11 protein-coding genes are annotated in these 12175 nt (G+C 48.2%); 2 read left to right on the plus strand and 9 right to left on the minus strand.

Going from position 1 to position 12175, the window contains the following annotated elements; translation table 11 throughout:
* Window positions 1-2442 (plus strand): lysylphosphatidylglycerol synthase transmembrane domain-containing protein, encoded by a 2442-nt coding sequence (locus tag BOCO_RS03225; RefSeq protein ID WP_094722650.1) that lies wholly within the window; start codon window positions 1-3, stop codon window positions 2440-2442.
* Between the two features lie 213 nt (window positions 2443-2655).
* Window positions 2656-2940, plus strand: a complete 285-nt coding sequence (locus BOCO_RS03230; RefSeq protein ID WP_033490389.1) for an HU family DNA-binding protein — start codon at window positions 2656-2658, stop codon at window positions 2938-2940.
* A 171-nt stretch (window positions 2941-3111) separates the two neighbouring features.
* Here the strand turns inward: BOCO_RS03230 and BOCO_RS03235 are convergent, their stop codons facing one another.
* From BOCO_RS03235 to efp, 9 genes are all read right to left on the minus strand, one after another.
* Window positions 3112-3942: an inositol monophosphatase family protein gene (locus tag BOCO_RS03235; protein WP_094722651.1), complete on the minus strand. Its 831-nt coding sequence runs from the start codon at window positions 3940-3942 to the stop codon at window positions 3112-3114.
* A 354-nt stretch (window positions 3943-4296) separates the two neighbouring features.
* Window positions 4297-5271 (minus strand): methionyl-tRNA formyltransferase, encoded by a 975-nt coding sequence (gene fmt / locus BOCO_RS03240; RefSeq protein WP_094722652.1) that lies wholly within the window; start codon window positions 5269-5271, stop codon window positions 4297-4299.
* 68 nt (window positions 5272-5339) lie between these two features.
* Entirely contained in the window at window positions 5340-6044 is a 705-nt protein-coding gene (locus BOCO_RS03245; protein WP_094722653.1) for an HAD family hydrolase, read from the minus strand.
* A gap of 143 nt (window positions 6045-6187) precedes the next feature.
* Window positions 6188-8434, minus strand: coding sequence for a primosomal protein N' (locus BOCO_RS03250; RefSeq protein WP_094722654.1), 2247 nt, complete (start codon window positions 8432-8434; stop codon window positions 6188-6190).
* A gap of 25 nt (window positions 8435-8459) precedes the next feature.
* Window positions 8460-9674: a methionine adenosyltransferase gene (gene metK / locus BOCO_RS03255; RefSeq protein ID WP_094722655.1), complete on the minus strand. Its 1215-nt coding sequence runs from the start codon at window positions 9672-9674 to the stop codon at window positions 8460-8462.
* Between the two features lie 74 nt (window positions 9675-9748).
* A complete protein-coding gene (gene rpoZ / locus BOCO_RS03260; protein WP_094722656.1) occupies window positions 9749-10036 on the minus strand; it encodes a DNA-directed RNA polymerase subunit omega in 288 nt (95 codons plus the stop codon).
* A 106-nt stretch (window positions 10037-10142) separates the two neighbouring features.
* The gene (gmk, locus tag BOCO_RS03265; protein WP_094722939.1) at window positions 10143-10820 is read right to left on the minus strand and encodes a guanylate kinase; all 678 of its coding nucleotides are present in this window, start codon (window positions 10818-10820) and stop codon (window positions 10143-10145) included.
* Between the two features lie 147 nt (window positions 10821-10967).
* The gene (gene nusB, locus BOCO_RS03270; protein ID WP_094722657.1) at window positions 10968-11576 is read right to left on the minus strand and encodes a transcription antitermination factor NusB; all 609 of its coding nucleotides are present in this window, start codon (window positions 11574-11576) and stop codon (window positions 10968-10970) included.
* Between the two features lie 22 nt (window positions 11577-11598).
* Window positions 11599-12162, minus strand: a complete 564-nt coding sequence (efp, locus tag BOCO_RS03275) for an elongation factor P (RefSeq protein ID WP_094722658.1) — start codon at window positions 12160-12162, stop codon at window positions 11599-11601.
* Between the last annotated feature and the right edge of the window lie 13 nt (window positions 12163-12175).

The raw sequence follows: 12175 nt of genomic DNA on the forward strand, positions 1-12175 counted from the left end.
ATGTCCCACCAGCAACAGCAGCCACAAAAGTCACAACAAGTACAGATTGACGACATACCACCTCAACATGTACACGACTTGAACGACGTAATCCAAGCTGTCGTTAGTCTGTTCACTGTTGTTATCGTCACACTAATCGCTGTATATTTGCGAGGAGTTGCCGCTGGTGTAGAGTCAGATGTCCATAACGCCGGGCGCAAAATGGATTGGCTGGCCGATATCCCAAGCTCGCTACTCCAACAGAGCGTCACTATTGGCGTTGTTATTATTGTTTTAGCCCATCTCCTGCTCAGTAAGGAATGGCTACAACTCATCACTGCCCCTCTAGCTATGTTCTGTGGATACGGCGCCTTATGGCTAACCTCGACGCTTATAGTCCATGCTCAATCAGCACCTCTAATTAGTGCTTTTAGCTCCCAGTCAACCATCGGAACTTCAGTGCTGCTACCAGACATCTATGCCGGCATGGCAGCCTTCTTGTGTGCTGCCGGCCCCCGGAGAATGCGTCAGAGTGTAAAGTGGAGCTGGAATGCCCTGTATTTGCTAGCACTCATCATGGTTGTCATCTCAGCACATTCTATCAGTGCTGTTTTAGTTTCCTTCTCCATAGGCTGTGCTATTGGCTTGCTGATACGATTCGCTGCGGGCACGCAGAACAAGGGGATCTGGGGAACAGCCTTAGTTCAGAGTTTACAGTCAATCGGTCTTGAACCCACTCAATTAAGTCGTGTCACTACCGAACAGGATGAGAACAATCTGCTGGCCCCAACTCTCGATGATGATCTTGTCGAGTCCTCTCGAATTTATAGCTTAGAAACTCGTAATGGGAATAGATACATTGTTTCTGTATTGGATGGACAACTCCGTACAGCTGGGTATTTACTTCAGCTTTGGCAATGGATCAAGTTGTCAGGTGTATCCATGCGCCACGATCGTTCTGTACGAGACTTGACACAGCACCATATGGCGATACTCCTGGAACTTAAAGAACTGGGACTACCAGCTATGCATCCATACGGAATGGTAGAAAACGGTGAATCATTAGTCTTTGTTCTCAGTACTGATGAGCGCTTACAGGAAGTTCACCCTGCCGAGATGAGTGCGGAAGATGCCAGTGAACTCATGGAATACCTGTCCACTGCCCACAAACGCGGGTATACACACCGTCGCATAACACCCGATACCATTGCCCGTGATCAAAACGGCCACATGGTTATTGCCGGTTGGCATAACGGTGATAGCGCCTCGTCTGCTGCAAATATTGCTTTCGATAAAGTACAGCTTCTAGCACTCATTGCTTCGTATCTGGGTGTACAACAAGCACTTACTGGTGCCCGTAAAGCATGGGGAGATGAGACATTAGTGAGTCTTGTTCCCTTTATTCAAATGGTAGCTGTGCCCAAAACCACGCGTATGCAACCACAATGGTCTAAGCAGGTTTTGAGTGATTTACGCGAACAAATTCGTGCCTTAGCACCCACCCAAACAGCTGCTGTTGCCTCACCGGTAACACTATCGAGATTTAGCCTGCGCTCCTTTTTAGCAATAGCACTGCTAGTCGTAGCAGTTATTGTTGTTATCACTCAACTCAACTTCCAACAAGTTATTCAGGCTGTGCGAAGCGCCAACCCCTGGATGGCTGCTTTAGCTTTTGCTTTTGGATGTTTGGCATGGGTTGGTTGCGCCGTCACCCTTGGCATCTTTATAGATAAACAAAAGAGGCACCCATTCTCAATTCTGGTTTCGCAGGTAGCCTCTTCCTTCACCTCCGTATCAATGCCAGCAGGTGTAGGCCCAGCTTTCGTCAATCTTCAATACCTTCGCCATTGCGGATACAGCACCACGTTAGCGACAGCGATTATGAGTGCCGTAGTGGCTGTCCAATTTGCCACTACATTCCTACTACTCATTGTGATTGGGCTTTTCACTGGGCGCAATACACTTTCCGGCATGATACCAACCAATACCTTAGTGATCGTAATTGGCGTTGTTGCTATAGCAGCTGCTCTGGCGATGGCAATCCCCTATACACGTCAACTCATTGTTGACAAGCTTCTTCCTATAGTGTCTTCATATGCCCATCAACTCATAGATATCTTAACCCAGCCTCAACAATTAAGCATCGCTGCTGCAGGAGCTGTTCTCCAGTCAGTTGCTTTAGGGTTTAGCTTTTGGGCCTCCCTGTTGGCTTTCGGCTGGCATACCAATGTATTCGAGACCACCTTCGTCTTCCTCATCGCCAATACGTTAGGTTCAGCCGTTCCCACTCCAGGAGGACTCGGAGCAATTGAGGCAGCTTTGTTCTCTGCTTTCAGCCTAGCAGGAGTCCCCTCTGCTATAGCAATTTCTGCAACTTTAGTCTTTCGCGTAGCCACGTATTGGCTCCGGATTCCCATCGGAGCAGCTGCCATGCGTTGGTTAGGTCAGCGTAACTTAGTATGAATCTTTCTTTTTTTATGGCGCAAAAAACAGTTTTGACTGCATACTTGTGTTCATTTCCCTCTAAAAACTACTTAAATTAGCAAATTTCGCGTAAAAAATGACCAAAACCCGCTAGAATCCAGCATTCTTCTTCAGATTGCGCTAATATCAGACATGAACATTGGGTTTCCTGGAATAAGCAGGGAAGCCCCCATAAGTAAGAAGGATACTTTTATGGCATACAACAAATCTGATCTGGTCTCGAAGATTGCTCAGAAGTCTAACCTGACCAAGGCTCAGGCTGAAGCAGCTGTCAACGCTTTCCAGGATGTCTTCGTCGAAGCCATGAAGTCTGGTGAGGGCCTGAAGCTCACCGGTCTGTTCTCCGCTGAGCGCGTCAAGCGCGCCGCTCGCACCGGCCGCAATCCTCGCACCGGCGAAACCATCAAGATTCCAGCATCCTATGGTGTTCGTATCTCTGCTGGCTCCCTGCTGAAGAAGGCTGTATCTGACAAGTAAGCTCTCAGTCGCCAAAACGCTCGTCACTCTTGTGAGGACGAGCGTTTTTTATTTTTGTGTCACCATGGAGCTACAAGTATTGACATCACTCCCAACAGGAATCTTGAAAGAAAAGCATGCACCGGGCAAGCACCGTCAAATTACTCGATACCCATGTGCCAACATACATTCTTACCGCAAGTATTGTGCTAAATCCTGTGCAATCAGACCATTTGAAGCGACCACATCATTGTTATGATCCCAACTGACAGGTTCACCATTCCACTGGCTCAGTTTCCCTTCAGCTTCCCAGACAACTACGGCACCGGCAGAAACTGCGGGTATGTCCCATGAGTGAAGCATGGGCTCAAAATAGGCATCGTACGACCCATCAGCCACCCTGCATAGGTCGAGAGATGTAGGCCCTACCCTTTTGATGTCAGCAGGTTTTCCAGCCATTTGTACCACAGTTTTCAAGGCTCGTTCTGACTCACGTGGGAAATAAGACATGCCGAAACTCACAACTGCACCTTTGAGAGCAGGAGTGGTTGAAGGCATAACTTTCTCACGCTTATCACCCACTGTTGTCCGGCGAACTCTGATAGCTCCCTGCCCTTCAGCGGCCATGTAGGTAACTCCAATAACTGGAGCATGAACAACACCTAGAATCGGCCTAGCCTTACCCGAGTGGTCAACTTCGAATAAGGATATGGTGATTGTCCACTCGGCCATATCCCGTACGTAGTTAATAGATCCATCAATGTGCCCCAGGCACCAATACCGTCCGCCAGGTTTACGGTCAGATCCTACATCTTCCCAAAAACCGTCACATGGATCAAAATCGACAATTTTAGTTCGACAATAGCGTATAAGACGGTCGTCGATCTCTGAAACAAAGCGCGAATTTCCTTCTGACCGCACCTGGTTGCGCAAATCATGTGGATTTATTTGGTCCTGTAAAGCATGACGGCCGGCCTCAACAGCAATATGGGCTGCCTGTATGGTCAAATCGCGTAATTCCATTTCCCTTTACTGACCTCCCTCATGTTCCTGACCCGGTCATAGTGAAATAACCCAGAACGAATAGATTACTCATCATCTCCCTCGCAAAGACGACTTTCAGAAATACCTCGTAGCAATGTTATGAGTATCGGGTCAACCCCTCAACTGAACCTATTCGCACTAACTCAACTCTGTCAGCGCACTGCCGAGCACCACTGCTATTACCTAGTACTCTATCATCTGTGTTAACTGACTCCAGCACATGCGCATGTATCAACTGAAGTCTCGATTCTCAGGACCAAGTTAGATACAACCTCTGCTGCTGAACCAAAGTGGGCTCTTGTAAACTAGCTCTTGTTTCAAGAACAAGAGGGCTTAGTCGCAATAACTTTGCGCACTGAGTCGAGCCCCTCTTGCCCAGTCAACCGCCTTCATCGCTCTCTTTCCGGCTGCCTTTACTTCCAGAAGCTCGATGGATTCGGTCTTAGTACCAACCCATACAGCATGCTTACTGACAGCGATGCTACCAGCTGCTAGCTGTTCACTAGGATGCTCACTCTCTGACGGTACTGGTCTAGCAGACAAAATGTGCAACAGAATACCATCGTCGGAATGATCTGAGTGGAGTAAGCACCATGCTCCAGGGTCAGGTGTGCATGCTCGGATTTGTCGGTCAACAGCAAAAGCTGGCAGGTCGAAACGGATATGAGCATCATCCGTCGTAATTTTGTTAGCAACTTCATAAGCACCTTGCGGCTGCGGCTGCGGCAGTGCCCTGCCCTCAGCAACAGCTTGTAGGGAAGCAAGCAACAGTTGTCCACCATCTTTAGCTAAGCGTCCCAACAATTGTCCAGCATTTTCATGTTCACCAATTGTAACTGTTGACTGAGCAAGGACGGGACCTTCATCCATCCCTTTAGTCAAACGAAATACACTCGCCCCAGTGATGGTATCTCCGGCCCAGATCGCACGTTGAACGGGTGCTGCCCCCCTCCATTGTGGCAAAAGAGAGAAATGCAGGTTGTACCAGCCCTGTTCTAAGGCAAGTAAGACAGGCTCTTTTAAAATTCGTCCATAAGCTACTACGGCACCACACTGTGCACCTGTGGCAGCTATAGTCTCAAGAGAATCCGGGTTAGAGGGATTATCTTCAAGAACAGTAATACCATGAGCCAGTGCTACTTGTTTGACTGGACTCGGTGTTAAACGTCGCCCTCTACCCTGAGGTGAGTCCGGTCTCGTGAGTACAGCAACTACCTGGAAATGCTCAGCATCATCTAGTAGGAGCTCCAGAGCTGGTACTGCCACTTGAGGAGTACCAGCAAATAACACTTTAAGAGGTTGACCCATCACATCACCTTTTCATCTTTGGCAAACTTACCAGAGTTGACTAATATCTATAAGTTTACGTCTTGCAATTACTGTACTTGTGGAATAGTAATACCAGCTTCAATTAAGGCAGTCCGAAGCCGGTAAGGATCTTCATAACGCAGCCCGCGTATACCAGCTGAATTCGCACCCAGCACGTTTACCCCTAAATCATCGATAAACAGAGTACTTCCAGCAGTGATTTTGAACTGGCTAAGAGCCAACTCAAAGATGTCGGTATGAGGTTTACGCATATGCACAAAACCAGAAACTACTTTACCGTCCAAAAGATGAAGAACCTCATATTGTTCCCAGACCAAAGGGAAAGTTTCATCAGACCAGTTAGACAGCCCCCACACACCGATTCCTGCTGCTTTCAAATCTTCAACCAGCTTGCGAGCTCCAGGCATTGGTCCAGTTAAGGCATCGACCATATTATCACAGTAGTAACGGAACATACTGGCCCATGGCTCACCATAGTGTTCACGAATCCATGCAACGATCTCATCTGATTTGTAACCTTCGTCCATCATGTCATTGGCATCATAAAAACCAGAACAGTTATTATCCATCATTTGTTCAATGTGTTCGCGTGAGTACCGACTGATGAGCGCAGTGGCAGGATCCCAATTTACTAAGACATTACCAAAGTCGAAAATAATATCAGTCACATGATTGCCCTCGGCCTGCGCTGCTTTATCTGTGGCAACGATAGTATCAGCTGGAAGATTTACCTCTCCTGGATATCCACTCATACCTACCCCATCCTTTGTTTGTAGCACACTCACAGCAGTCCATTACCGTTCTTATGGAACCGCCAGCATGTAATCCTTATGCAAGCACTGTGCATCGACTCACCTAAAGCAGTATCACGAAACTTAACGATGGCAAAAACTGCTCATGTAAGATCCTTGGGGTCCATACAGAACTTAAGTTCACCTCGTCCTCTTGTGGCAACGTATGCAGACACAGCTGTATGCAAGCGCTGCGCTAAAAGATCGCGTTGACTGGGAACGACTCGGACTAAAGCCCGCACCCGATCCATAGTTCCTTCCAGCGGCTGTATGGTGAGCTTCGACTCAGGAGCGATTGGAGCAGGACCCCATACACTAGGTACATGTTCCCCTGCAACGTTGAGACTTGATATATCGCCCGCACCCGAAGCACCTGCTTGCTCTAATGCCCAGTCAACAGCATCCCTACTGCCCCACACACTAGCCGCCGCAGTAGATGGAGGTAGCCCTGTCTGAGTTCGGTCTTCAAGTTCAGCAGCAGACAACAAATCTGGTCTCCACGTCATCAGTGCCTGAGCCAGACTTGGATCAGTTTCACCCAAAATTAAAACCTGACCTCCCTTTTCACGTGACTGACACAAGGAGACAATTTGCATCCAAGAGGTCAACATATCTAGCCTTGCATCAACACCCCAGGCGTATAGCGAAGTCCAAGCGTCGACAATAGCTATAGCTTGGTATCCGTTTACTAATCCACTGCCTGCCTTCTCAATACGAGGTTCTGCCCCTGGGGTGGCTATGACAAGTCTGGGCCGATCGTCGATGCTTTCTACGATTCCTCTAGGCTGTGCAGGAGTCGAAATAGTGATAGGAACACCTTTAAAGAGCAGACGCAGTTCTTGAGCAGTACCTGTAGCCCCCACTCGTACAAGCCGCATTCGATCGGACCCGCAGTCCTTGCACTGCCAGTTAACAGCCGCATGACCACACCAAGCACAACGAGGGGCATGACCAACCGTCTGTATAACAATAGGACCAGTGCAGCGTGGACACCGAGCCATCTTATGACAGGAAGCGCAAGTGAGAGCTTGCGATTGACTGTCTTGGGGAATCGAGAGAAGGACAGGACCTGTTTGCAGTGCCTTGGTGAGAACAGTAACCGCGGTATGAGGTATACGAGCACCGATGGCAGGATCGGCTAGACGAGCTAGTTCGTCACGATTGAGCCAACGTACCCATGGTAGACGGGCAGCTATTGCCTCACGGCTAGGAACTAGTGCTTGGGCAGGTCCGGTTACTCCTGATGTTACTTCTTCAGCGTCAGTTGAAGTCTCCCATTGGGACCGAGCCGAACGAGCATGACTTATCGTTAAAAAAATTCCATTATGGAGCTTTGCCCTCAAGCGCAAGACTCCACGAGCATTAGCGTATGGAGCCATCCCATCCGTATTCTGGTATGCTGCATCATCAACAATTGCAAAAACCGCTGACCCTTCCACGGGTGCATACATAGCAGCTCGTAAGCCCAACACACACGAAACCTGCCCTTGTGACAAGGCTACATAGGAGCGGTAACGCTCAGCTGGTGCCATAGAAGACCCCATGAGCACAAAGTGACCATTCCAAGAGGTTTCTCCATCTCCATGAGGAGCGAAAGATTGTAAACCGAATCTTTGAAGCTGACGAGATAGGCTTTCCATATGGCGTACATCTGGTAAAACCACAACGACTGGCTTGCCAGCTTGAAGAGCTTGAACGATAATCCACAAGCAGGTAAGCTCCCACTGTTCCGGACCCGGTAATGCGTCTAGGGCGAAGGTAGCAAACGCATGTCCTGCTAGAGCACTTGAGAGCATGTCTAGCTTCGGATACGCCTGGCCTAGGTCCTCCCTCAACTGGGTGAGTAATTGTCCTGCTTGGGCGCTCGACTTGGTATCGAAGATTGGAAGCTGTGTACCAACCTGACCAGCCTGTTCCTTCTCAATGCGGGCCACCCGTGGAGGCAGAGCCAATCGAAGAATGTTAGCACAAGTTCCACCGTAAGCTTTGGCTATATTTTCAATATCTCTGCGGGTAGTCGACGATACCAGGGCCTTCGTGCTGAGTATTCGCTCTATATATTTTAAAGAACCGCTCGGCGCATCACTGTGTTCAACTCTTGCCCAAATGACTCCAGTAACCCGCCTGCCACCAAATCGAACACGAACTAACGTGCCTGGTTGCGCTGAATCGTCGTCTTTAGCATCAATAAGATAATCGAAAGTCCGTCCTAGATGGGCTGCTTGCACATCGAGTACAACCTGAGCCACAGGCATATGCTCACACTGCGTATGCCTGTGCTGGCGGTTCTTATGGTGGTTGTTTGGAACCAAACCATCAAAAGCTAACTGCTCCGCTACCGGTTGCCCCAAGGCACTCCTCCAGCACTACTCACAATCAGGCGTTGACTACTGCCTTCAATTCGTTCACTTTGTTGGTGCGCTCCCAAGCGAAATCTGGATCATCACGCCCAAAATGCCCATAAGCCGCAGTCTTTGCATAAATAGGTCGCAGCAAATCAAGCTCATCAATAATGGCAGCAGGTCTGAGATCAAAAACCTGACGGACCGCTTCTTGAATTTGTTCACGGCTGACACCCTGCTCAGTTCCATAGGTTTCCACATTTACGGAAACAGGATCCGCCATACCTATAGCATACGCTACCTGAACCTCAACCTTGCGGGCTAGACCAGCAGCAACGATATTCTTGGCTACCCAACGAGCAGCATATGCTGCAGAGCGATCAACCTTTGTTGGGTCCTTGCCAGAGAAAGCACCACCGCCGTGATGTGCTGCACCACCATAGGTATCAACAATAATTTTGCGTCCAGTTAAACCAGCATCTGCTGCGGGACCGCCCAGTATGAATGAACCTGTTGGATTCACCAGTAATCGATAATCCTCATGAGCCACAGTTGAGCCACAGACCTCTGCTAAGACAGGATCAATAACTTGTTGTGTGAGCTGTTTTTCTAGCCATTTTTGATCGATATCTGGATCGTGTTGTGTAGAAATGAGCACAGTATCGACCCGCTGTGGACGTTCGTTTGTGTCATACTCGATGGTTACTTGTGTTTTCCCATCTGGACGTAGATGAGGAACAATGCCTTCCTTACGAACCTGAGCCAAACGATGAGCCAACCTATGAGCGAGGTATATAGGCAGGGGCATAAGGGCGTCTGTCTCATCGCATGCATAACCAAACATGACGCCTTGATCACCAGCCCCCTGGGCTTCATATCGCTCTTCGCGGGTAGCTACACTTTCTTCAGTTACCGTAAGCTTATCAACACCTTGGTTGATCTCTGGTGATTGTTCACTAATCGCAACCGTCACTCCACAGGAATCTGCATCCAAACCAATTTGTGAACTGGTATAGCCAATACGTCTGAGAACTGAGCGAACCTGCTGCTGAATATCTACATAGCCCTGAGAACTAACTTCACCAAAAATGAAAAATAGGCCGGTAGCCGCTGATGTTTCTACAGCAACGTGGGAACGAGGATCTTGAGCTATAAGATCATCTAATATTGCATCCGAGATCTGATCGCAGACCTTATCAGGATGACCTTCTGTCACTGATTCAGCTGTAATTAACCGTCGTTCCAACATCTACAACCCTCACCGCCTTCAGTACATCCAGCCCAAGGCTACTTGTTAGTGTTTCATGTCGGCCTGGGGTGAACTCAGTTTCCTTCGCTTAAATCGTCTTCGCCCAGAGTCTCTTCTAATAGACCTTCATTAATTTCTCGGAAGGCAATAGATAAGGGCTTTTCCTGATTCTGGTATTCCACTAAAGGACCAACATTTTGCAGAAGGCCTTCATTGAGTTGGGTAAAATAAGAGTTAATTTGACGAGCTCGCTTTGCAGCGAATATTGATAGAGCATACTGAGAGTCAGTGTGCTCCATTAATTCGTCAATGGACGGGTTTGCAAAACCTTGCGGCTGCGGCTCTGTACCAAAAGATGCCATGAAACGCTCTCTCCAATGCGGTGAGTGACTCTGATTATGTAGTTTGTTTTATGTTATCTCCCTGCCTCGATTTTTGAGGCAGGTAATCCTTAGAGCTTAAGTGCACTCATAAGTTGTATTCCCTAGCAATGATCTCCCACAGTGCGCTAGCTGCTTGCTTTACAGTGTCATTGACGATCGTCACGTCGAATTCAGATTGGCTAGCCATTTCCAATTGAGCTGTCTCTAAACGCTTACGGCGTTCTTCAGCAGTCTCAGTACCCCGCTCATTGAGGCGGATAATAAGATCATCAAAAGTGGGAGGCGCCAAAAACACATATACCACTTCTAGGCCCAAGCTGGGTGCGCACTGGCGAACCCTATGAGCTCCTTGTAAGTCGATCTCTAAGATGGTGGGTTGTCCTTCAGCAAGGTGCTGTAGTACAGGCTTAAGAGGTGTTCCGTAGTGGGACATGCCATGAACGAGTGCTGTCTCTAAGAATTCGCCAGCTGCCTGTCTGCGCGCAAATTCTTCCTCAGACAGGAACCAATAGGTAACCCCATCTTTCTCACCAGGACGAGGAGCTCGAGTAGTTGCCGACACAGAAACCCATACCTCCGGGTGATCCTGACGCAGTTGCGCTTCGACTGTCCCTTTCCCAACCGCTGTCGGACCAGTCAGTACAATAAGGCGTCGGCGTCCATCTTTTTGTTCTGCGGAAGGAACAGCTGTTAGACCACGGGAATCTTGAAACAATGTCTTGTCTTTGCTTCCTTCGCACTGTCCTGTACCAGGCCAATTCATATATGACATTCACTTCCCACTATATTCGTGTTTACCTACCTGTATTAGGAGGCACAGGGCCTGCAAACCGCCTAATATAGTCGTTTGTTACAGGCTAGCCTACACTCCCTCAGAAGAATACAACTAGCCTGCTTTTAGTATATCGTTTTACTGATCTACTTCACCACTGTCCGGGTCAAAAAAATCCTGTACACTCTGAGGAACAGTAATTGTCATATCATCTAAGGAATTACCCTGATCATTGAGAGAAGCATTCGCTTCAGATTCAACTTTAGCTGCTTCAGTTTCAGCCATAGCACTGATTCGAGCTGCTTCCTGGACCCGTGCCTCTTTCTCAGCTTCCGTTACGAGTGTCGCTTCATAGTCACGAACTATGGAACTCAGTAAACCATGAATAAAAGCAGGTGAATCTGCTTCGCTGAGTGTTTTTGCTAAAGACAGGGCTTCATCAATGGCGACTTTATTAGGCACTTCCGGATTGTACATAATTTCCCAAGTAGCAATACGCAGAATATTACGGTCGATAACCGCCATTCTACTCAGGGGCCAACTCGTTGAATGATCATCAACAGTTTGGTTAATTTCAGCGAGATGATCTGCCACTCCCTGAACAATCTCTATTGCGTACTGAGGCAAAGGAGTTTGAGCACCAGGATGAATAATGCGCTCCTGAAGCAAGGAAGGAATATCTTGTTCCTTTTCATCAGCCTCATAGAGAGTATTCAGGGCTCGTTTTCGAGCTGTGGAACGTGCCATTAAATCGAGTGTCCTCCAGATCTCAGTTTTCGCGGCCTAGGTAAGAACCATCGCGCGTATCGACTTTAACTTTCTCACCTTCGCCCACAAAGAGAGGGACCTGAATTTCTGCACCGGTCTCGACAGTTGCTGGTTTAGTACCCGCATTAGAACGGTTGCCTTGCAATCCTGGCTCAGTATGAGTGATTGTAAGAATCACTGAAGCGGGCAACTCTACAGACAGCGGAGTCCCATCGTGGAAGGACACTATACAATCAGTGCCTTCGAGAAGATAATTCTCTTGACTTCCAACTAACGATTCAGGAATATTGACCTGTTCATAAGTGCTCATATCCATGAATACAAACTGATCTCCATCACGGTATGAGTACTGCATAGATCGATTGTCTACGGTCTCGAACTCCATTTTCATACCAGCGTTAAAGGTACGTTCTACGATCTTTCCTGATAGAACATCCTTGATGGTCGTGCGCACAAAGGCAGGTCCTTTGCCTGGCTTTACATGCTGGAATTTGATAACAGTCCATAACTTGCCATCGATGTTAATAACTGAACCATTTTTAATATCATTAGAAGTCTGCGCCACGTTTACCACCTGT

Source organism: Bombiscardovia coagulans (assembly GCF_002259585.1).
GTDB classification, from domain to species: Bacteria; Actinomycetota; Actinomycetes; order Actinomycetales; family Bifidobacteriaceae; genus Bombiscardovia; species Bombiscardovia coagulans.

Bases quoted from the DNA above. Each gene is read 5' to 3' on its own strand.
- BOCO_RS03225 (WP_094722650.1), top strand. From the start codon at position 1: ATGTCCCACCAGCAACAGCAGCCACAAAAGTCACAACAAGTACAGATT.
- BOCO_RS03230 (WP_033490389.1), top strand. From the start codon at position 2,656: ATGGCATACAACAAATCTGATCTGGTCTCGAAGATTGCTCAGAAGTCT.
- BOCO_RS03235 (WP_094722651.1), bottom strand. From the start codon at position 3,942: ATGGAATTACGCGATTTGACCATACAGGCAGCCCATATTGCTGTTGAG.
- fmt (WP_094722652.1), bottom strand. From the start codon at position 5,271: ATGGGTCAACCTCTTAAAGTGTTATTTGCTGGTACTCCTCAAGTGGCA.
- BOCO_RS03245 (WP_094722653.1), bottom strand. From the start codon at position 6,044: ATGAGTGGATATCCAGGAGAGGTAAATCTTCCAGCTGATACTATCGTT.
- metK (WP_094722655.1), bottom strand. From the start codon at position 9,674: ATGTTGGAACGACGGTTAATTACAGCTGAATCAGTGACAGAAGGTCAT.
- rpoZ (WP_094722656.1), bottom strand. From the start codon at position 10,036: ATGGCATCTTTTGGTACAGAGCCGCAGCCGCAAGGTTTTGCAAACCCG.
- gmk (WP_094722939.1), bottom strand. From the start codon at position 10,820: ATGAATTGGCCTGGTACAGGACAGTGCGAAGGAAGCAAAGACAAGACA.
- nusB (WP_094722657.1), bottom strand. From the start codon at position 11,576: ATGGCACGTTCCACAGCTCGAAAACGAGCCCTGAATACTCTCTATGAG.